Source organism: Acinetobacter sp. GQ146, assembly GCF_059758585.1.
Map to the genome: position 1 here is coordinate 17,982 of NZ_JCAXDV010000011.1, position 20,326 is coordinate 38,307.

Sequence of the window (20,326 nt, forward strand, 5' to 3'; positions counted from 1 at the left end):
GAGCAGGGCGATGTTACTGACCATAATTTATATTATTGCGATTACGGCTGAGGCCATGACTGGAGCATTGTCTGCGGGTCGACGTAGTATGGATTGGTTTGGGGTCATTCTGATTGCTTGTGTGACCGCACTCGGTGGTGGTTCGGTACGTGATGTATTGCTGGGGCATTATCCTTTGACGTGGGTTAAACATCCTGAATATTTAGTGCTGACCTGCTGTGCCGCGTTGTTTACTATTCTGATTGCTAAATGGATGCGTCATTTACGCAATATCTTCCTGATTCTCGATGCTTTGGGCCTGATTGGTTTTACCATTATTGGTTGTCAAATTGCCTTGTCGATGGGGCATGGTTTTGTGGTTTCTGCTGTTGCAGGGATTATGACAGGCGTGTCGGGCGGTATTCTGCGTGACATTCTGTGTAATGATGTACCTTTGGTGTTCCGCCGTGAACTGTATGCCAGTATTTCCTTTGTGGCCGTGATTTGTTACTGGTTTTGTCAGGAAATCGGACTGTCACTGGAACTGACGGTGATCTCTACCTTAATTTTTGGTTTTTCTTTACGTCTGATTGCGATTTATTTTGGTCTAGAAATGCCGAAATTTATCTATAAAGAAGATGATGGTGATTCCGCCTCTTCAACCGATGCGCATTGATGCATTTGGATTCGTGTTGATCGTTCTGCAACGACACTAGCCCATCATGACTTTGGGTTAGTGGGTTTATCGTATAAAAAGTAATTTCCTGCCCCATTGGTCTGCATAATTTATTAAAATAAGCGGATCTGCACTTCTTTTCTTTGAATCACAGTGGCACGAAATAGTACTTTCAGTAGTGTGCTGTGGTTTTCACTTTTTGCTTGAGTCATCACTATGGATTTAGTTTCACGTGTACAACGCTTACCTGTTGGAAAGTTCCACTATACCTTGCTGTGGGTGATTGGCTTGGGCTGGATGTTTGATGCCATGGATACAGGACTGATTTCCTTTATCCTGACCCAAATGGCCACCGAGTGGAATATGAGTCCGGCTGAAAAAGGCTGGGTGGTGTCGATTGGTTTTGTTGGTATGGCAATTGGTGCGGTGTGTTCAGGCGCTCTGGCCGATCGCTGGGGACGTCGTAATGTGTTTGCGGCAACTTTGGTAACGTATAGTATTGCCACGGCCCTGTGTGCATTTGCGCCCAATCTGACGTGGTTGTTAGTATTCCGCTTTATTGTTGGCTTGGGACTGGGCGGACAGCTCCCTGTTGCGGTGACGTTGGTTAGTGAATATATTCCGGCCCAAGTGCGTGGGCGCTTTATTGTATTGCTAGAAAGTTTTTGGGGACTGGGCTGGCTAGTGGCTGCTTTGGTGTCTTATTTCGTGATCCCGAATTATGGCTGGCATGTGGCATTTCTGATTGGTGGTTTGCCAGCCTTGTATGTGTTTATGATTTTAAAGAAGGTGCCAGAGTCGGTTCCGTATTTAATTAACCGTGGCCGGATTGAAGAAGCGCATGCCTTGGTACAAAAATTAGAGCGTGAATGTGGGGTGGAGGTTATTCAGCAGATTGAAGTTCAACCCGTTGCTACTAAGCAAACAGTCTCTTTTTCCCAACTCTGGTCAAATCCTTTTGCCAAACGGACCTTAATGCTGTGGTTAATCTGGTTCGGGATTGTCTATTCCTACTATGGCATTTTCACTTGGCTACCAAGTCTGTTGGTCAAACAAGGCTATAGCATCGTGCAGTCGTTTGAATATGTGCTGGTGATGATTCTGGCACAATTACCAGGCTATATTGCTGCGGCTTGGTTAGTAGAAAAGCTGGGACGCAAATTGACTCTGGCGGGTTTTATTGGTTTTTGTGCGCTATCGGCTTACTTTTTTGGGCAGGCGAATACCGTCACCTTGATTATGTTCTGGGGCTGTCTGATGTCGTTCTTTAATTTAGGCGCATGGGGCGTATTGTATACTTATACCCCCGAGCAATATCCAACCAATATTCGAGCTTTTGGTTCAGGTTGGGCGTCGGCAATTGGACGTATGGGGGGTATTGTGGCCCCGCTAGTTGTGACGCAGATGATGGTGCAGCAGAACGGATTTAATCATGTGTTTATGATGTTTACCGCAGTCTTGCTTGCTGTAGCATTGGTCATTTTAGTGCTAGGCGAAGAGACCAAAGGCAAAACACTAGAATCAATCGGCATGTAAAATCGGTCGGCTAAAATGGTGATGCATGGCTCACCATTTGGCTTTTTTCAGATGCGGTCGCTCGTTATCCAACTGCATTCTGGAGAAAATAAAAATTATAAGTTGATCATTTATTTAAAAGTGGATAATTTTACGACATCAGAGACCCATAAAGACACAATTTGTCGTGGTAGTGGATGGCATACCCTTGTGTAGTCACAGTCTGAGACTTAGCATAAGAACTTAGATAAAAAAATGATTTGATTAGGATGAAAGGTTGTTATGACGAACCTTGCGCATCACGCAACTGAAAACCGCTCCGTTGCAGAATTTACAGAACGTGCTTATCTCAATTATGCCATGTACGTGATTATGGATCGTGCTTTGCCTCACATCAGTGATGGTTTAAAGCCGGTGCAACGTCGGATTGTGTATGCCATGAGTGAGCTCGGCTTAAAGCCAAGTGGTAAACCAAAAAAATCTGCACGTACTGTGGGTGATGTGTTGGGTAAATACCATCCGCATGGGGATTCAGCCTGTTACGAAGCCATGGTGTTAATGGCACAACCCTTTAGCTATCGCTATCCCTTTATTGAAGGTCAGGGCAACTGGGGTTCACCCGATGATCCCAAGTCTTTTGCCGCCATGCGTTATACCGAAGCCAAACTTTCACCATATAGTGAAGTGCTGTTAGCCGAGTTGGGACAGGGCACGTGTGACTGGCAAGACAACTTTGATGGTTCAATGAAAGAACCAGTCAATTTGCCTGCTCGTGTGCCGAATATTCTGTTAAATGGTACCACAGGTATTGCGGTCGGTATGGCCACTGACATTCCACCGCATAACTTGCGTGAAGTGATCAAGGGCACCATTGCTCTGATTCGCAATCCCAATTTAAGCGATGAAAAAGTCGCAGAATATATTCCTGCCCCTGATTTACCGACTAAAGCAGAAATTATTACCCCACCCGATGAATTACTCAAAATTCAGACCACTGGTCGGGGTAGCTACCGTATGCGTGCTGTGTATACGATAGAAAAAAATGAAATCGTGATCACCGATTTGCCGTATCAGGTTTCGGGTTCTAAAGTCATTACCCAAATTGCCGATCAAATGCAGGCGAAAAAATTGCCTCTGGTCAGTGATGTTCGGGATGAATCGGATCATCAGAATCCGACCCGTTTGGTGGTGGTGTTACGCTCGAACCGGATTGATGCAGAAGCGGTGATGAGCCATTTATTTGCCACCACTGACCTAGAATCCAGCTATCGCGTCAATATGAATATGATTGGTGCCGATGGTCGTCCGCAAGTCAAATCAATCCGTCGCATCTTGCTAGAATGGATTGAAATTCGTAAAGATACGGTGACCCGTCGTCTGCAATATCATTTAAATAAAATTGAAAAACGCCTGCATATTTTAGCGGGTCTTTTGATTGCTTATCTCGACATTGATACCGTGATTCGCATTATTCGCGAAGAAGATCAGCCGAAAGCCGAACTGATCTCGCATTTTGGTATTGATGAAATTCAAGCCGAAGCCATTTTAGAGTTGAAATTACGCCATTTGGCGAAATTAGAAGAAATGGAAATTCGCCGTGAACAGGAAGAGCTAGAAGCCAAAGCGGCCATTATTCGGGAACAATTAGCCAATCCAGAATCATTAAAGTCGTTAATTATTAATGAATTGAAAGAGGATGCTAAACGTTTTGGCGATGACCGCCGTTCTCCAATTGTACAGCGTGCTGAAGCCACTGCAATTAGTGAACAGGACTTAATGCCTGCCGAACCAGTGACCGTGGTTCTTTCCGAAGCGGGCTGGATCCGAAGTGCCAAAGGGCATGATGTGGACGCGGAAAATCTGAATTTCCGTGCAGGGGATCAATATTTAAGTCATGCGCAGGGCAAGTCCAATCAAAAAGTCTATATTTTGGATCAGACTGGACGCAGTTATGCCTTAGCCATTAACAGCCTACCTTCGGCACGGGGGTTGGGTGAGCCATTAAGTTCTAAACTTGCCCCTGTAAGCGGTGTAGGCTTCTTGCAAGTCTTGATTGAGGATGATGAGTCCGAAATTTTGGCGATGAGCACTAAGGGGTATGGCTTTAAAACTCAAGCCAAACAGCTCGATACCAGCGCTAAGGCGGGTAAAGCCTTTCTGACCTTGTCTGATGATGCCAAACCTTTACCGTTGTATCCTTTACAGCAAGCCACACATTTGGCACTGTTGAGTTCGGCCGGTCGCTTATTAATTATTGATTTGTCAGAATTGCCAAGTCTAAATAAAGGTAAAGGTAATAAATTGATACAACTTGAAGAGAAAGATCAAGTGATCGCTATGACAACTTTGAATTTAGATGAAATAATTCAAGTGGTTGCAGGACAACAACAACTCAAAATCAAAGGTGATGATTTACAAAAATATATGGGCAAGCGTGCGACAAAAGGGCAACTGTTACCACGTGGATATCAAAAAGCAAATAGACTGTTGGTTCAGAGATAAAACTAGCATGTGGCTGTTGAAATAAGTTATATATGTGGCTGTGTTCGTGAAAATGGATACGGGTGTGTGCTTTAAGAAGGTAAATAATCATGCACATCCCCGAAAAAAAAGCTGCATATTTTAAGGACTATTGATTGGAGAGATTGGGAATATGGAAAAGATTTGGTTCGCTGAATACCGCAAGACAGGCATTCCTGAAACTGTAGAATTGCCAGCAGAAAACACATCTTTGGTTGATGTATTTGAGCGTAATTTCCAAAAGTTTGGTTCACGTGATGCCTTTATTTTCATGGATAAAGCACTTACTTTTAGTGAACTTGATGAGGCGAGCCGTAAATTTGCAACTTATTTGCAAAGTTTGGGTCTAGCAAAAGGTTCACGTGTTGCCGTCATGATGCCAAACGTTCTCCAATATCCAGTGGTTGCCCTTGGTGTATTGCGTGCAGGTCTGGTGCTGGTCAATGTCAATCCACTCTATACGGCACGTGAGCTTGAGCATCAATTGAATGATTCAGGTTCTGAAGTGTTGGTGATTATTGAAAACTTTGCCTCAGTTTATCAGAGCATTATCGGTAAAACGCCAGTAAAACATGTTGTGGTTGCTTCGGTTGGCGACATGTTAGGGACTTTAAAAGGTACGCTCGTGAACTTTGTCTTGCGCTCAGTCCGTAAGCAAATTCCAGCATGGAATATTTCAGGCCATATCCGTTTTAATGCGGCCATGTCGAAAGTTAATCCAGGCAACTATAAGCGTCCAAACTTGACGCTTAGTGATACTGCAGTATTGCAATACACTGGTGGGACCACAGGGGTATCTAAGGGTGCAGAGTTAACACACCGTAACCTGGTGGCCAACTTATTACAGTGCGATGGTATTTTCCAAAGTAAATTTGGGGTGCAAGATGGTTCAAGTTCAGACCGAATTTTCTGTGCTTTACCGCTGTATCACATTTTTGCATTTATGGTTTGCGCGATGTATGGCATGTATAAAGGTCAAGCCAACGTCCTGATTCCAAACCCACGTGATTTACCTGCGGTAATGAAAGAATTACGTAAATATCAGCCAACCTTCTTCCCTGCGGTGAATACCTTATTCAATGCTTTAGTCAATAATGAAGAATTTAAACAGCTCGACCACAGCAAGCTAAAAATGGCGATGGGCGGTGGTATGGCTGTACTGCCTTCGACGGCTGAAGCGTGGAAGAAAGTCACAGGAACCAACATTATTGAAGGTTACGGTTTGTCTGAAACATCTCCAGTGGCAACCGCAAACCCACCTGCTTCAGATGAGTTTAGTGGCACGATTGGTATTCCATTACCACTCACAGAAATTGCCATCTTGGATGATGATGGCAACGAAGTCCCACTGGGTGAACAAGGTGAAATCTGTATTCGCGGCCCTCAGGTCATGAAAGGCTATTGGAACCGCCCAGATGAAACGGCAAAAGTCATGGTTAATGGTTTCTTCCGTACTGGTGACATTGGCGTGATGGATGAGCGTGGCTATACCAAAATTGTAGACCGTAAGAAAGACATGATTTTGGTGTCTGGCTTTAACGTTTATCCTTCGGAAATTGAAGAAGTGATTGCCAAACATCCAAAAGTGCTAGAAGTGGCAGCGATTGGTGTGCCGGATGAAAAATCAGGTGAAGTGCCGAAATTGTTTGTTGTGAAGAAAGATTCCTCTTTAACCACTGAAGAAGTCCTTAATTTTGCAAAAGAAAACTTAACGGGTTACAAACGTCCGCGTTATGTCGAGTTTATGGAAGAATTACCAAAATCAAATGTTGGTAAAATTTTACGTAAAGATTTACGTAAATCTGCATAAGATTTACAAACAAAAAAGCGCCTTTGGGCGCTTTTTTTATTGGATTTCATTATTTTTTCTTCATCAGCCAGCGATCAAAATAGGGGCGACCTACACCGGCAATGCCAATAAAAATAAAGATGGTACCAAATTGACGGCTAAAGCCTGCACGGTTAAAACTGCCATAACTAAGAAAATTATCTGCCAAACAATAGATTAGGCTTATCAAGACCCAGTGCCACAAAGGTAGGCGACGTATGCCGACTGCCCAAAACGCGACCCAAAGCAGAATAAAAGTACAAACAGTCGACCCAATGTTCATATTGGCGCAAATGACAGTCAGTAAAAATGCCACAATCGGGAAGACAATCGTAAGTACACGATCCATTTGCCGTTGATGTTGATGCTGTTTTTCCAGTTCATCAAACAATTTGTGCTGATCAGCATTGAATGGCATAGTCATTCCCTAAAGGTTTGGTTATAAAAACACTATATTTAACAAAAAATATTCTCGAATTGCCATGCTATGATAAGTCTTATTTATCCATCACGAGAACAAAATTGATGCAAAGCATTAGTGGTATTGTTTATCTCATTTTAATTGCGTGCTTATTCCCCTATGTGTTTACCATCATTGCAAAAATGGCAGGGGGATTTCAGGGCAGAGATAATCAACATCCGCGAGAGTTTTTAGCACAAACAACAGGTCTAGCTGCGCGTGCCAATGCGGCACAGCAGAATAGTTTTGAAGGGCTGCCTTTGTTTATTGCTGCTATTTTGATGGCAGAATATATGGTGCTCTCCCAAACGGTGATAATGACCTTTGGTATCGCCTATTTGGTCTTACGTGTCGTCTATGGGGTGTGTTACTTGGCCAATTGGGCAACGTTGCGCTCAATTGTATGGCTATTGTCTTTATTATGTCCAATTTCTCTATTGATTTTGGTCATCAAACTCAGCTAATGAACGTGCATATTCCCTATTTTTACAGGGCAGATGTATAATCGCTGCGTGATCAAATCGAATACGATGATTTCGATTTCAATATAATTTAATTTGTTCAAGAGTGATGCTATGAGCTACAGCAATATCCCAGCGGGTAAAGATGCGCCAAATGACATTTATGTCATCATTGAAATTCCTGCAAATGCAGCGCCAATCAAATACGAAATTGATAAAGACTCGGATGCGTTATTTGTAGACCGTTTTATGGGTACAGCAATGTTCTACCCAGCGAACTACGGCTATGTACCAAATACATTGTCAGAAGATGGTGACCCATTAGACGTACTTGTCGTAACTCCACATCCTGTACAACCAGGTTCAGTGATTCGTTGCCGTCCAGTAGGCAAATTGAACATGGAAGATGACGGTGGTATTGATGCGAAATTAATCGCGGTTCCACATGAAAAATTAACGCCATTGTACAAAGATGTTCAGGAATATACAGATCTTCCTCCACTTTTAATTCAGCAAGTAGAGCACTTCTTTGCGCACTACAAAGACTTAGAACCTGGTAAATGGGTTAAGTTAACAGGTTGGGAAGGTGCAGATGTTGCGAAAGCTGAAGTACTGAAAGCCATCGAAGCTGCAAAATAATCCTGTTAACAGGATGGTGGTTTAGCTTTAGTTTTTGAAGTTAAACCTATTAAAAAACCTGCACAATGTGCAGGTTTTTTTAGATCTCTGAAAAAGACTTCAAATTAGAAGAATTTTACAGGAATATCTAACCAAATACGCCATTCGTTAGTGTCACCGATGTAAGCAGATTGGTAATCATCGCTTGCACGGTAGTAAGAGTGACGTAAACGTAGGCTTGCATCTTTCGCGAAACCAGATTGAACAGTATATTTCACTTGGTTAAAGAATTCACGTTCTTGAGCGTTGTCAGTTACGTCTTTAACTTTGATATCCCAACCGTAAACAAATGCAGTTGTCCACGTTAAACCCGGAACATTTAAACCAGCGAAGTTATAGGTATATTGTAAGCCTACTGATTTTTCATCGTTACCAATGAAGTCAGAAAGGTAAGAGTTTGGCAGGTAGATACTTTGACCACCATCAGCATTCTCACCATAGTCATAACCTGTATTACCAGCATTTTGTTGGTAAGCCAACATCATGTTGTGGTTGCCAGTGTTGTATGTACCAGAAATTGCGAAGATATCGTTTTTGCGATCAGAAAGATCATCAGTAGTTTGTGAATAAGTGCTCGCTTCTTCATCCCATTCAGTGTGATAACCACTAAAATCAAATGTTAAGCTGCTGTTGTTTGCAAGTGGGTGAGCATAGTTTGCATTGATGTAATGACGCTCAAGTGCATTTTTACTGTCTAAGCCATAGTAAGAAGCATTGATTTGGTCATTAAACTTGTATTTAGCACCCCAAACGATTGCGCGGTCTAAATGACGGCCATCAGTTTCTACTTGATCAGAATATTGGTCTTTAGTGAATTTACCAGCAGTTAATTCTAAACCGTTAATTTCACGGCTGGTTGCTAAGACACCTTCAAAGTATTCAGGAACTAAACGTGCCGTGTTACTTGCAAGTACAGGTATATCAAGTACTTGAGTACCATAGCGTACTTCGGTATTTGAAATGCGTGCTTTTACGATACCGCCACCACGACCCCAGTGATCGTAAGCATCAACGTGACCGTTTGCATCTTTTGCACCATCATTATGTAATGGAATCATTTGGTTGCCAGCGTGGTTATTTTCACCCAGTTTGAATGAACCATCACCAATCACGCCTACACCAAAACCAACGATACCTTTGGTATAACCAGATTCAATTTTAACCATAGCAGTTTGAGCAGCTGAGCTCGTATCTGCTACGCCATTTTTTTTGTCGCGAGTAAGATAACCAGTGCGGAACAATACTGATCCTTCAGCATCTTCTACAAATCCTTTTGCTTCACTTTGTTCGCTTGCATAAGCGGTAGTAATAAGGGCAGCCTGAATTAATACTGCTAATGTAAGTTTTTGCGCCTTTGGCATAAGAAACAACCTCAAAAAAAGATAGATTCAGAATTTCGTTTTTTGGCATAACTCGAAATTTTCATAAATTGTATAATTAATCTATAAAAAAGATAGATTTTTATTAATTTTATTTCATTCTTGTTACTGCCTACTTGACGAAATTGGTTTCTTGTAAACTGTGAGTGCTTAGTTATTTTTTAGGCTTAAATCATTCATTCATAATAAGAATATATTTTACTAAAAGGAAAAATTTAAGCATTTTAAGCCCCATTTAAGCTTAAAAAAAAACAGGTTCTTTTGTTTATTTTTTCTTCATTATATGTTTATTTGGCGGTTTTTTATTCTGATTTGGGCTTGCATTTTTGTTTTTGGCGGAATTTCTAATTGAAAATGAGAAATGTTTCATTTAGGTGCAGTGGAAAAATTGCTGCATAACACACATGACAGAATGCCATTGCATTTTTCTTTTAAGGAGGTTTACGCGACCCTGAGAACTTTTTTGGTGCGTAATTTTTATTCAATTTAAGGCGTGAGATGTTTAAATTGAACTTCAATGACGCATTTTTGATCGGCATCAGTGCATAGGATCGCGCTCGGATGTAAGCTGATGCATATACAAGGCGAGATCGAGATGATGCATGTGTTTAAAATTGATCGCCTAATATGCATGTTAAAAGTGATATGGGTTCTGATTTAGCACGAACACATTATTTATATATGTTTAAATTATTGAAAAATAAAAATAATATTTAAAAGTAAGAACGTTTAAAAACAAAAATAATAAAGTTGGCATAACGCTTGCTAATACATCTCTGAGTTTATTAATTACAGTAAAAACGTCGTCATGCGATGTGGGGGAACCTCAGAATGAAATTTACTTTAAAAATGTTATCTATGGCCGTAGTTGCAGCAGCGTCGACTTTTACATTTGCTGATGAAGCGACTTCAGCCCATAGTGTCTCAGGAAATATTGGGGTATTTTCGAGCTATAACTTACGTGGTATTACCAATGTGCCTGAAAACAGTGGTGCAACTGTACAAGGTGGATTGGATTATAGTCATTCATCAGGTTTCTATGCGGGTTGGTGGGGTTCAACCTTGGATTACAATGCCGAAACACCAACGGGTAGTAGCGATACTTTTGAAAATGACTTTTATGCAGGCTATAAAGGCAGTATTACGCAAGACCTCGGTTTTACCTTAGGTGGAACCTATTATCTTTACTACCCAGCAGATGATTCTAACGTATTTGAAACCTTAGTCGGTCTAAACTACAAGAGCTTTGGTTTTACTGCACAAACCTTAACGGATGATGTGAAATGGGGGAATGCGGGAGATACTTATTTCCTTGCGACTTATAGCCACGCTTTACCCCGTGACTTTAGTGCGAACTTTGCTTTAGGTGCTTATCTTTATTCAGATAGCGGTGAATTTGAAGGTGATACTTTAGATACCACGGAAGACTTTAATTTCCGTCACTTTACCGCGGGTTTAAGCCATCCATTGGGGGATACAGGTGCAAGCGTCAACATGGACTATATTGTGGGTGGCTATGACCGTTCAGACGTAAAGCAAAAGAACAAAGTGGTTTTTGGTCTGAAATACACGTTCTAAAGTTAAAAAATGCAAAGGCGACTAAGGTCGCCTTTTTTTTATGACTGATGTCGATACGACAACGCTTCGCTGAGATGTGCGCTTTGAATCTCTGCGGACTGCGCCAAATCTGCAATGGTTCTGGCTACACGCAAAACACGATGATAGCCTCGCGCAGACAGGTTTAAGCGTTGTTGAGCCAATTCCAACATGGGTTTTGTTTGTGGATTTAAACAGGCATATTGTTCCAATTGTTGTGGACTCAAGGCGTGATTCAAGCAATTTTGCCGTTGCAGTTGTTGTTCATACGCTTGAATGACTCGATGACGGACACTTTCGGAATTTTCAGTAGGCGCATGATCCTGTAATTCTTGTACGCTCAGAGGCGGTACATCAATATGCAAATCAATACGATCAAGCAGTGGGCCTGAAATGCGGTTTTGGTAGCGTTTAATGGCTTCAGCCGAACATTGACAGCGTTGATCCTGATTAAAAGCATAACCACACGGACAGGGATTCATTGCTGCAATCAATTGGAAATTGGCAGGATAGGTAATTTGACGGGATGCTCTTGAGATAACAATCTCTTTAGATTCCAAAGGTTGCCGAAGCACCTCAAGCACTTTACGGTCGAACTCAGGCAATTCATCTAAAAAAAGCACGCCTAAATGTGACAAGGTGATTTCACCCGGTTTTGGTTGTGATCCACCACCGACGAGTGCAATCGCAGACGCCGTATGATGTGGTGCCCGAAATGGGCGTTGACCAAAAGTGTGCGGTGTATTGGCAATCGAGTAGATGCTGGCGACCTGTAAATTTTCTTGTGAATCTAAGGGTGGCAAAATACTCGGTAAGCGCGAGGCGAGGAGGGTTTTTCCTGTGCCAGGGGGGCCGCGAAATAGCAAGGAATGTCCACCTGCAGCTGCAATTTCAAGACCACGGCGTGGTCGAAGTTGTCCCTTTACATCGGCCAGATCAAATTTATAGCTGTGAGATGCTGCTTGAGTTGTAGTCTGGACGGGTGTGAGTGGTTGATTCTGGGTTAAATGTGCACAGACATCTTTCAGATGTTTGGCAGCATAGACTTCAAAATGGGGCAATTGTGCTGCCTCATATGCATTTTGTTCGGGCAAAACCAGACGATGCTGTGCTTGCTGACAGGCAATTGCAATGCTCAAAGTACCTGTGGTCGGGCGTAATTGGCCATCCAAAGCCAATTCTCCAATAAATTCAAGCTGATCGATACCTTGTTCAGGGATTTGCCCTGATGCAATCAAAATCCCTAACGCAATCGGTAAATCTAGGCGTGAACCATCTTTGGGCAGATCCGCAGGCGCAAGATTGATGGTGAGGCGTTTACTGGGGAATTGAAACCCACTATTAATAATGGCTGATCGGACCCGATCTTTACTTTCTCGAACGGCCGCTTCAGCCAGACCGACAATGGTAAGTGAGGGTAATCCTTGACTTAAATGAACTTCAACTTCAATTAAAGGGGCGTGCAGACCCAATAGCCCCCGCGTATTGATCTTGGCAAAAGACATATTATTGTTCCGTTTTGGTGCGTTATTTTTGATCGTTTATTGTCTTTTATTGCACTATTAATGTGCTTATTTTTTGTTCTGAATTTTTGCTTCGAGTACTTCAACTTGTTTTAGTAACTCCGTTAGACGGAGGTTCGCATTCGCTAGCGCTGTTTTTTGACGTTCGATTTCATCACGTGAGACTAAATCCATTTTCGTCACAGCCTCATTCAGTAAGGCTCTTAAGTTATGTTCTAGGTCACTTTTCGGTTGTTGTACTTGTTCTAAAATGGCCTGTAATAAAGTTTCAATCATTGTTTTATCCATAGTGATGGAGAAGAGCGGGTGCAGTTTATCACTGCTCAGGCAGAGACTATAGTGCTTTATTAATAATCCTAAAATTTATCCACAAAAATCTCTATTTTTCGGCGAAAAATCTCGAATATTAAGGCACTAAGCTTCGATTAAATGCCAAAAATAGGGTATAAATAGAGACGTGTATAAGGTTTTTTATTTCCCTCAACCTTAAAAATCTTGGCACGAAAATTGAACATAAAACCTTACTGGTGAAAAAAGCCGAAGGAAAAACAAACATGAAGCTTGTAACTGCAATTGTAAAACCCTTTAAACTGGATGATGTGCGTGAAGCACTTTCTGAAATTGGTGTTCAAGGGATCACTGTAACCGAAGTCAAAGGTTTTGGTCGTCAAAAAGGTCACACTGAACTGTATCGTGGTGCAGAGTATGTTGTTGATTTTCTACCAAAAGTTAAAATTGAAATCGCAATCAGCGATGAAATGGTTGATGCAGTGATTGAATCTGTCACTCGTGTGGCGAGCACAGGAAAAATTGGTGACGGAAAAATCTTTGTGACTAACTTAGAGCAAGTTATCCGTATTCGTACAGGTGAAACAGGTCCAGATGCTGTTTAATTTGGCACAAAGTTTGCAGAGTATCGAATAACTCGCAAAATTAGGTTGGGGGACACGAATGAAAAAAATGCTACTTGCGCTGAGTCTATCAGGCGCGCTTTTAGGAGGTTCTGTTGCTTGGGCTGAAGAAGTAACAGCATCTGCTCCATCAGAAGAAATCACAACAACGACAGTGGATACTGCAGCCGCACTACCTGATACACAAGCGGTCGCTGCACCGGCTCCAACTGAAGCAGTTGCTGCACCAGCAGCTGAAGAACCAACCTTAGATACTGGCGACACAGCGTGGATTTTAGTGTCAACAGCATTGGTTCTTTTAATGACAATCCCAGGTTTGGCATTGTTCTATGGCGGTATGGTCCGTAAGAAAAACGTACTTAGCACGATGGCACACAGTTTCGTAGCTGCGGCAGTGGTCAGTCTTGCATGGGTGATTGTCGGTTATACCTTGGCCTTCTCAGAAGGCAATGCCTTCATTGGTGGTTTTGATAAAGTCATGCTGTCAGGCATCACCACTAGCGCTTTGAGTGGCACAATTCCAGAAATTCTATTTGTTATTTTCCAAATGACCTTTGCCATTATCACGGTTGCGATTATCAGTGGTTCTGTTGCTGAGCGTATGAAGTTTGGAGCTTTTGTTGCATTCATTGCCATTTGGGTGATTGTGGTTTACGCGCCTATTACCCATTGGGTTTGGGGGGGTGGTTGGTTATTCAACGATGGTGCGCTCGATTTCGCAGGCGGTACAGTTGTTCATATTAACTCAGGTGTAGCAGGTCTTGTTGCGGCATATATGCTAGGTAAACGAATGGGCTTGGGCCGTGAATCAATGGCACCCCATAACCTGACCTTAACCGTATTGGGTGCAAGCCTGCTATGGGTCGGTTGGTTCGGTTTCAATGGCGGGTCTGCCCTCGGTGCAAATGGTTCTGCCAGCTATGCCTTGGTGACGACTCAAGTTGCAGCAGCGGCAGCAGCAATTGCTTGGTTGGTTACAGAAAAAGTGGTTCGCGGTAAAGCTTCTGTCTTAGGCGGTGCTTCTGGTGCGATTGCAGGTTTGGTGGTAATTACCCCAGCAGCAGGTTTTGTGACTGTCGGTGGTGCTTTGGCCATGGGTCTGATCGGTGGTGTAGTCTGCTTCTGGGGGATTACAGGTCTGAAGCGTGCTCTTAAAGCGGATGATTCCTTGGATGCCTTTGGCTTACATGGTGTTGGCGGTATTGTTGGTGCAATTTTAACAGCTTTCTTTGCCAGCGAATTCATTATGGGCGACAAAGCTCCAGCCAATGTCATGAGTCAATTATGGGTGCAAGTTGAAGGTGTACTTGCAACGATTGCATACTCGGCAGTACTCACCTTCGTGATCTTAAAAGTGATTGATGTCGTGATTGGTATTCGTGTTGAAGCGGACGATGAACGCATGGGTCTCGATTTAAGTCAGCATGGCGAACGTATTGAGTAATTCAATCCTGCAATAATCAATATATTGTGTAAAACAGCCCGAAAGGGCTGTTTTTTTTCCATATCTAGCGTAATGCTCTACAAAAACCAGAATTTTTGCTACACTCTAAATTCGAAAATATTTTGTTTAATTCAACCGCCATGCATTGTCCTTTTTGCAACGCTGCAGACAGTAAAGTGATTGACTCGCGTTTGGCTGCAGAAGGCTGCCAAATCCGACGTCGCCGTGAATGTATTAGTTGCGGTGAACGCTTCACTACATTTGAAAGTTATGAAGTGGTGATGCCACGTGTGATTAAATCGGATGGTAAAAATGAACCATTTGATGAAGCGAAATTACGCCGTTCCTTAATGCACGCCTTGCAGAAACGCCCTGTAACACAAGAGCAAATCGAGGCTGTTTTAAGTGATATCCAACTGCATATTCGCCGTTTAGGTGAGCGTGATGTTAAATCTCGCACCATTGGTGAAATTGTGATGCAGGCGTTATTTGCGCTAGATCATGTTGCTTATGTGCGTTTTGCTTCGGTGTATCAAGATTTTCAGGATGTTGAAGCGTTTCGTCGCCAAATTGAACAAATGCAACAACGTGAACATGAATGAGTGGACACATGGCTGAATTAAACCAAGATCAAGTCTGGATGCAACGGGCGATTCAACTTGCACAACGCGGACAGTATTCGACCAAACCCAATCCGAATGTAGGCTGTGTCATTGTTCAAAATGGTCAATGGGTGGGAGAAGGATTTCATCCACGTGCAGGTCAGCCGCATGCTGAAGTCTTTGCCATGCGTCAAGCTGGAGCTTTGACGCAAGGTGCAACGGCTTATGTGACCCTAGAACCTTGTGCGCATTATGGGCGTACCCCGCCTTGTGCCAAAGGTTTAGTGGAAGCTGGCATTGCCAAGGTGGTGGTTGCTTGTCCTGATCCCAATCCGTTGGTGGCAGGCAAAGGCTTACAAATTTTACAAGCGGCGGGTATTGCCGTCTCGACAGGTGTCTGTGAAGCTGAAGCTGCAGAGCTGAATCGTGGTTTTTTAAAAGCGATGGCCACTGGACTGCCTTATGTACGTTTAAAAGTCGCCTCAAGCTTGGACGGTCGTACAGCCATGGCATCTGGGGAATCGAAATGGATTACCGGACCTGAGGCACGTTTGGACGTGCAGCATTGGCGTGCGATTTCAGGCGCGGTGATAACCGGTATTGAGACGGTTTTGGCGGATGATTGTTTATTGAATGTGCGTCAACTGGCCAATGTCGAAGATATTGCAGAGATTGTGCAGCCCAAGCGGGTTATTTTAGACCGTCAGGGGCGTTTGCCGTTAACGGCCAAGATCTTACAACAGCCTGACACGGTCATGGTGATGGGACCTTTTAGAGCTGAATTGGCACAACTGGGGGTAATCCAGTTAGAAATTCAGTCTTTAGAGAGTTTATTACGTGCGTTAAAAGATTTTCAAATTTATGATGTGTTGGTTGAAGCAGGTGCAACGCTGTCCAGTGCTTTTTTAAAGCAAGGATTGGTTGATGAACTCATCAGCTATGTTGCACCTACCTTATTGGGTCAATCAGCGCGGGCTATGTTTAATGCAGAATATACGCATTTGGCAGAGCAACTTCGCTTTGAGCTAAAAGAAGTTTCCCAAGTCGGAAATGATGTGCGCTTAAGGCTAACTCCCATTCAAGAGTCTATATGAATCAAGAGTCTACGGTTTATCATAAACGACGTCACGCGGCACGGACCACAGACGAATATTTATTCCATCAGCTTGTACCTTATTTAGGGAATAAGCGTCGTTTATTGCATCTGATTTTAGAAGCACTTGAACAGACAGGTACCTTGAATGCCAAGGGACGTGCGCCGATTTTTGCCGACTTTTTTGCAGGCAGCGGTGTGGTGTCGCGCTTAGCACGTCAAAATGGTTATCGTGTGATTGCCAATGACTGGGAACCCTACAGCCATGCCTTGAATCATGCCATTTTGGCCTGTGTAGATGCGCCCGCATTTAAAGAGCTGGGCGGCTATCAAAAAGCGATTGACTACTTGAATCGCCTGCCTGAAGTAAAGGGCTGGGTCACGCATAATCTATGTCCACGCAATGATGAAATCTACGACCCTGCCCGTGACCGTTTGTTCTTCAAACGCCGTAATGGGATGCGTATTGATGCGATTCGCCAACAAATTGCCACTTGGCAAGCCCAAGGCGCGATTGATGATGTCGAGATGAGTGCCTTGCTGGCACCACTGCTGTATTCCGCCAGTTTCGTGAGTAATACCAGTGGCGTCTTTAAAAGTTTCCATCATGGTTGGGGGGGTAAAACCCAAACCGCCTTAGAACGCATTGAATCCTTGCTTTGGCTTACCCCAAGTCGTTTTTGTGAAGTGGGGGATCCGAAACGTCCTGCTGCTGAAATGTGGTGTGTGGATGCGCAGCACTTGGCCAATCAAATGAGCGGTTTTGAAGTGGATGTGGCGTATTTGGATCCACCGTATAACCAGCATGCCTATAGCAGTAATTACCATGTGTTGAATGCATTGACCTTATGGGATCAGGTGGATTTACCCAGTCCCGACACCAAAGGCTTCAAGAGTGGGATTGATCGTGCTTGGCGTAAAGAACGTCCGAGTCCGTACAACTCTTCTAAATATGCTCAAGAAGCTTATGAAAAGTTACTCTCAACCATTAATGCACGCTATATTCTGACCAGTTATTCGACCGATGGTAATATTGAAGCGGCTGATTTACTCAAAGCCAATTTGGAACGTGGTCGAGTGACGTTATTAACCCAAGATGTACCGCGTTATCGCGTCAGTAAGCAGCGTCAGTCTGAGCGCGCACGGGTGTTGGAGTTCATTGTGATTACCGATACGCATGCCAAACCGGGTCCGCCATTACGTCAGTTGCTGGGTCAACTGTATCATTTTGCCGAACTCGGCGGGGTGGATACTTCTGGGGTGAGTACCCAATTGGCCTTGTGGTAAGTCCAAATTCAGGAAAGAGAAAGATTATGTTTACAGGAATTATTGAAAGCCTTGGTCGAGTAGAAAGCTTACAAAGCGTCGGTGGTGATGTGCGTTTACGTATTCAAACTGATTTGGACATGTCGGATGTGCATTTGGGCGACTCGATTGCGACCAATGGCATCTGTCTGACCGTGATTGAATGGGGTGAGAACTGGTACGCGGCCGATGTTTCGCGGGAAAGTTTAAATCGTACCACTTTAGTCCACTGGAAAGTTGGGCAGCCGGTGAATGTAGAAAAAGCCATGTTGCCGACCACGCGTTTTGGTGGGCATATTGTGAGTGGCCATGTCGATGCTGTGGGTGAAATCACGCTGGTACGCCAAGATGCCCGCTCATTATATTTTGAAGTGACTGCGCCTGCTGAAATTGCTAAATATTTGGCAGAGAAGGGCTCGGTGACTGTCGATGGTATTAGCCTGACCATTAACCATTTACGTGGTAATGTCCTGAGTTTGAATTTGATTCCGCATACGGCTGAAAGAACCAATATTGGTACGTGGAAAGTCGGTTCTAAAGTCAATCTGGAAGTCGATGTATTGGCACGTTATATCGAGCGTTTATTGCTGGGGGATAAAGCCGCAGAGACCACCGAGCAGTCAAAAATCAGCATGGATTTCTTGGCAGAAAATGGTTTTTTAAAATAAAACTTGCTTATTACCGCCTAAAACAGCCTAGAATACTAGGCTGTTTTCATTTTTATGACAGGCAAAATGAAGCAGCAATGACCTGAGTTTATAGCAGTAGATTGATGTAATGCTTGATTTTTTTCTAAATCTCGAACAAATGTTACCGATGCTGTTGGCACAGTATGGAACATGGATCTATGCCATTTTGTTTCTGATTATTTTTGCAGAAACAGGCTTTGTATTTATGTTTTTTTTACCGGGTGACAGTTTGCTGATCGCGGTCGGGGCATTATGTTCATCATCTGCCATCATTCAGCTGCACAGCATGGGCATATTGCTGATCATTGCGGCAATTTTGGGTTATACCGTGAATTATTATACTGGACAGAAATTAGGGTTTAAGTATTTGCATCGTCATTCACGTTGGATAAAACCTGAATATTTAAGCAAAACCAATCATTACTTTATGAAGCATGGTGGCAAAACTATCGTCTTGGCTCGTTTTATTCCTTTTGTGCGTTCCTTTGCGCCTTTTGCTGCGGGAGCCGGACACATGAAAGCTTCGAGTTTTATGTACTATAACGTGATTGGCAGTCTGATTTGGATTGGTGTCTTGCTCAGTATTGGCTATGGTGCGGGCAATATCTTTTTTGCTGCATTAGAGTGGCTGGAGTGATCGCTAGCGACCACTCCTAGATTTTACAGTTTCGACGGAAAGATTAATGCTTAATCACCGTGACTTCAGGCTCATTGTGCCAAGTGAAGGGGATGCTGTGTGGAGCCAGGCTGAAATGGCCTTTTTCAGATTCACGTGATAAAAATACCGAAAGTGATTGAAAATCAGCACGACTAATCAGTAATTGTTGTGCTGAAACTATCCATTGTTCGCCTGAATCGAGGGAGGCGATGCGGCGTGAAACGTGGTTCAACAGGTCCATTTTTTCTTCCTAATCTATTGCAATGTCAATCTCTGGAGTCATGACTTTAAAAGTAATTGTTTTAAAGTGATGACTATCATGTGACATTTATGTGTCAGTTTCATGACATTGTTTCAATCAGGTTAAAAAATTAAACTATTGGTTTTACATCAGAAAAATTAGAATTTTTTAATATATAGTCAATTTCTTCTTGTGCGGCTGCACGCAGCTTATTCCGGAATTGATGGACGGCTTGTTCAATTTGGGCTTCAGCTTCGAGCTCCAAACGCAAACGCACGCTTTCGAGTTCAGAGTGAATCTGTTGATCGAAATGGCCTAAACCTGGTGCAAAGTCCAAGGTTTGACTGCTGTCATTTTGATGGTAGCGCTCCGTATAGTGAAGCGTTTCTGTTTCAATCTGTTGGCGTAAATGAGCTAAAGTTTGGATTTGTTCGGCAAACTGTCTGCGCTCATCGGCAAACAATTGTTCGGCATACTGAGCAGCACTTGCGCGCTTGTCTGCCAGAGATTTTTCTAAAGCCAGTTGACGACGGATGCGTGCTTCTTCAATCAAGCGGGCTTTTAGATCGGCATAGGCCTGTTCAATGCGTTGTTGCGCATGCAGTTGAGCCTTTTGATCCGCAGCCAACCAAAGTTGTATTTCGGTTTCGGGCTGTAATAAATCACAAATATGATTGAGGTCATCCATAAATGTCTGACGTACAGCTTCAGGCGCATCTAACCAGCGCTGTTTAAAATCTGGACCGACATTTAATGCCACCATGCATC

Annotated in this window: 20 protein-coding genes; 14 read left to right on the top strand and 6 right to left on the bottom strand. The window is 43.2% G+C overall.

The features are described from left to right. The first annotated feature begins 10 nt into the window (after positions 1–10). The 4 genes from AC6CHI_RS15105 to AC6CHI_RS15120 all read left to right on the top strand — a co-directional run bounded on the left by AC6CHI_RS15105 (position 11) and on the right by AC6CHI_RS15120 (position 6,500). Positions 11–655: a trimeric intracellular cation channel family protein gene (locus AC6CHI_RS15105; protein ID WP_458893325.1), complete on the top strand. Its 645-nt coding sequence runs from the start codon at positions 11–13 to the stop codon at positions 653–655. Positions 656–871: 216 nt separating this feature from the next. Then, positions 872–2,191, top strand: a complete 1,320-nt coding sequence (niaP, locus tag AC6CHI_RS15110) for a niacin transporter NiaP (protein ID WP_498122273.1) — start codon at positions 872–874, stop codon at positions 2,189–2,191. 261 nt (positions 2,192–2,452) lie between these two features. Further along, positions 2,453–4,672 (top strand): DNA topoisomerase IV subunit A, encoded by a 2,220-nt coding sequence (parC, locus tag AC6CHI_RS15115; protein ID WP_498122274.1) that lies wholly within the window; start codon positions 2,453–2,455, stop codon positions 4,670–4,672. A 151-nt stretch (positions 4,673–4,823) separates the two neighbouring features. Then, positions 4,824–6,500, top strand: coding sequence for a long-chain-fatty-acid--CoA ligase (locus AC6CHI_RS15120; protein ID WP_498122275.1), 1,677 nt, complete (start codon positions 4,824–4,826; stop codon positions 6,498–6,500). A 49-nt stretch (positions 6,501–6,549) separates the two neighbouring features. Here the strand turns inward: AC6CHI_RS15120 and AC6CHI_RS15125 are convergent, their stop codons facing one another. Continuing rightward, on the bottom strand, positions 6,550–6,936 hold the full coding sequence (locus AC6CHI_RS15125; RefSeq protein WP_498122276.1) for a hypothetical protein: 387 nt from the start codon (positions 6,934–6,936) through the stop codon (positions 6,550–6,552). A 107-nt stretch (positions 6,937–7,043) separates the two neighbouring features. On the opposite strand from AC6CHI_RS15125, the gene AC6CHI_RS15130 reads away from it, so the two are divergent. After that, entirely contained in the window at positions 7,044–7,442 is a 399-nt protein-coding gene (locus AC6CHI_RS15130) for an MAPEG family protein (RefSeq protein WP_458893330.1), read from the top strand. Positions 7,443–7,553: 111 nt separating this feature from the next. Then, positions 7,554–8,078, top strand: a complete 525-nt coding sequence (gene ppa / locus AC6CHI_RS15135; protein ID WP_498122278.1) for an inorganic diphosphatase — start codon at positions 7,554–7,556, stop codon at positions 8,076–8,078. Between the two features lie 104 nt (positions 8,079–8,182). Here ppa and AC6CHI_RS15140 read toward each other — a convergent pair whose 3' ends face one another. Then, positions 8,183–9,478, bottom strand: a complete 1,296-nt coding sequence (locus AC6CHI_RS15140) for an OprD family outer membrane porin (RefSeq protein WP_498122280.1) — start codon at positions 9,476–9,478, stop codon at positions 8,183–8,185. 849 nt (positions 9,479–10,327) lie between these two features. On the opposite strand from AC6CHI_RS15140, the gene AC6CHI_RS15145 reads away from it, so the two are divergent. After that, complete coding sequence (locus AC6CHI_RS15145) at positions 10,328–11,074, top strand: TorF family putative porin (protein WP_458893333.1); 747 nt, start codon at positions 10,328–10,330, stop codon at positions 11,072–11,074. Positions 11,075–11,112: 38 nt separating this feature from the next. Here AC6CHI_RS15145 and AC6CHI_RS15150 read toward each other — a convergent pair whose 3' ends face one another. After that, positions 11,113–12,597, bottom strand: a complete 1,485-nt coding sequence (locus AC6CHI_RS15150; protein WP_498122281.1) for a YifB family Mg chelatase-like AAA ATPase — start codon at positions 12,595–12,597, stop codon at positions 11,113–11,115. A 66-nt stretch (positions 12,598–12,663) separates the two neighbouring features. Further along, positions 12,664–12,891: an accessory factor UbiK family protein gene (locus AC6CHI_RS15155; RefSeq protein WP_498122283.1), complete on the bottom strand. Its 228-nt coding sequence runs from the start codon at positions 12,889–12,891 to the stop codon at positions 12,664–12,666. A 278-nt stretch (positions 12,892–13,169) separates the two neighbouring features. Between AC6CHI_RS15155 and glnK the strand changes: the two genes are divergently transcribed. The 7 genes from glnK to AC6CHI_RS15190 all read left to right on the top strand — a co-directional run bounded on the left by glnK (position 13,170) and on the right by AC6CHI_RS15190 (position 19,296). Further along, positions 13,170–13,508 carry a P-II family nitrogen regulator gene (gene glnK / locus AC6CHI_RS15160; RefSeq protein ID WP_016168502.1) on the top strand — a complete coding sequence of 113 codons (339 nt, stop codon included), beginning with the start codon at positions 13,170–13,172 and terminating at the stop codon, positions 13,506–13,508. 58 nt (positions 13,509–13,566) lie between these two features. Beyond that, complete coding sequence (locus AC6CHI_RS15165; RefSeq protein WP_498122285.1) at positions 13,567–14,970, top strand: ammonium transporter; 1,404 nt, start codon at positions 13,567–13,569, stop codon at positions 14,968–14,970. Between the two features lie 140 nt (positions 14,971–15,110). Continuing rightward, positions 15,111–15,572 carry a transcriptional regulator NrdR gene (gene nrdR / locus AC6CHI_RS15170; protein WP_116762406.1) on the top strand — a complete coding sequence of 154 codons (462 nt, stop codon included), beginning with the start codon at positions 15,111–15,113 and terminating at the stop codon, positions 15,570–15,572. An 8-nt stretch (positions 15,573–15,580) separates the two neighbouring features. Then, a complete protein-coding gene (ribD, locus tag AC6CHI_RS15175; protein WP_498122287.1) occupies positions 15,581–16,666 on the top strand; it encodes a bifunctional diaminohydroxyphosphoribosylaminopyrimidine deaminase/5-amino-6-(5-phosphoribosylamino)uracil reductase RibD in 1,086 nt (361 codons plus the stop codon). Next, complete coding sequence (locus AC6CHI_RS15180) at positions 16,663–17,952, top strand: DNA adenine methylase (RefSeq protein WP_458893338.1); 1,290 nt, start codon at positions 16,663–16,665, stop codon at positions 17,950–17,952. The genes ribD and AC6CHI_RS15180 overlap by 4 nt, the downstream gene beginning before the upstream one ends. Positions 17,953–17,978: 26 nt before the next feature. After that, the gene (locus AC6CHI_RS15185) at positions 17,979–18,638 is read left to right on the top strand and encodes a riboflavin synthase (RefSeq protein WP_458893339.1); all 660 of its coding nucleotides are present in this window, start codon (positions 17,979–17,981) and stop codon (positions 18,636–18,638) included. 109 nt (positions 18,639–18,747) lie between these two features. Then, on the top strand, positions 18,748–19,296 hold the full coding sequence (locus AC6CHI_RS15190; RefSeq protein ID WP_498122289.1) for a VTT domain-containing protein: 549 nt from the start codon (positions 18,748–18,750) through the stop codon (positions 19,294–19,296). 43 nt (positions 19,297–19,339) lie between these two features. On the opposite strand, the gene AC6CHI_RS15195 is transcribed toward AC6CHI_RS15190, so the two are convergent. Next, positions 19,340–19,558 (bottom strand): hypothetical protein, encoded by a 219-nt coding sequence (locus AC6CHI_RS15195; protein WP_458893341.1) that lies wholly within the window; start codon positions 19,556–19,558, stop codon positions 19,340–19,342. 130 nt (positions 19,559–19,688) lie between these two features. Continuing rightward, positions 19,689–20,321 (bottom strand): cell division protein BlhA, encoded by a 633-nt coding sequence (blhA, locus tag AC6CHI_RS15200; protein ID WP_498122291.1) that lies wholly within the window; start codon positions 20,319–20,321, stop codon positions 19,689–19,691. Positions 20,322–20,326 lie beyond the last annotated feature (5 nt).

Coding starts and splice junctions, on each gene's coding strand:
- AC6CHI_RS15195 (WP_458893341.1), bottom strand. CDS start 19,558: ATGGACCTGTTGAACCACGTTTCACGCCGCATCGCCTCCCTCGATTCA.
- AC6CHI_RS15155 (WP_498122283.1), bottom strand. CDS start 12,891: ATGATTGAAACTTTATTACAGGCCATTTTAGAACAAGTACAACAACCG.
- AC6CHI_RS15145 (WP_458893333.1), top strand. CDS start 10,328: ATGAAATTTACTTTAAAAATGTTATCTATGGCCGTAGTTGCAGCAGCG.
- AC6CHI_RS15125 (WP_498122276.1), bottom strand. CDS start 6,936: ATGCCATTCAATGCTGATCAGCACAAATTGTTTGATGAACTGGAAAAA.
- niaP (WP_498122273.1), top strand. CDS start 872: ATGGATTTAGTTTCACGTGTACAACGCTTACCTGTTGGAAAGTTCCAC.
- AC6CHI_RS15180 (WP_458893338.1), top strand. CDS start 16,663: ATGAATCAAGAGTCTACGGTTTATCATAAACGACGTCACGCGGCACGG.
- AC6CHI_RS15130 (WP_458893330.1), top strand. CDS start 7,044: ATGCAAAGCATTAGTGGTATTGTTTATCTCATTTTAATTGCGTGCTTA.
- AC6CHI_RS15140 (WP_498122280.1), bottom strand. CDS start 9,478: ATGCCAAAGGCGCAAAAACTTACATTAGCAGTATTAATTCAGGCTGCC.
- AC6CHI_RS15150 (WP_498122281.1), bottom strand. CDS start 12,597: ATGTCTTTTGCCAAGATCAATACGCGGGGGCTATTGGGTCTGCACGCC.
- blhA (WP_498122291.1), bottom strand. CDS start 20,321: ATGGTGGCATTAAATGTCGGTCCAGATTTTAAACAGCGCTGGTTAGAT.
- parC (WP_498122274.1), top strand. CDS start 2,453: ATGACGAACCTTGCGCATCACGCAACTGAAAACCGCTCCGTTGCAGAA.
- AC6CHI_RS15190 (WP_498122289.1), top strand. CDS start 18,748: ATGCTTGATTTTTTTCTAAATCTCGAACAAATGTTACCGATGCTGTTG.
- AC6CHI_RS15105 (WP_458893325.1), top strand. CDS start 11: ATGTTACTGACCATAATTTATATTATTGCGATTACGGCTGAGGCCATG.
- ribD (WP_498122287.1), top strand. CDS start 15,581: ATGGCTGAATTAAACCAAGATCAAGTCTGGATGCAACGGGCGATTCAA.
- ppa (WP_498122278.1), top strand. CDS start 7,554: ATGAGCTACAGCAATATCCCAGCGGGTAAAGATGCGCCAAATGACATT.
- AC6CHI_RS15185 (WP_458893339.1), top strand. CDS start 17,979: ATGTTTACAGGAATTATTGAAAGCCTTGGTCGAGTAGAAAGCTTACAA.
- AC6CHI_RS15120 (WP_498122275.1), top strand. CDS start 4,824: ATGGAAAAGATTTGGTTCGCTGAATACCGCAAGACAGGCATTCCTGAA.
- nrdR (WP_116762406.1), top strand. CDS start 15,111: ATGCATTGTCCTTTTTGCAACGCTGCAGACAGTAAAGTGATTGACTCG.
- AC6CHI_RS15165 (WP_498122285.1), top strand. CDS start 13,567: ATGAAAAAAATGCTACTTGCGCTGAGTCTATCAGGCGCGCTTTTAGGA.
- glnK (WP_016168502.1), top strand. CDS start 13,170: ATGAAGCTTGTAACTGCAATTGTAAAACCCTTTAAACTGGATGATGTG.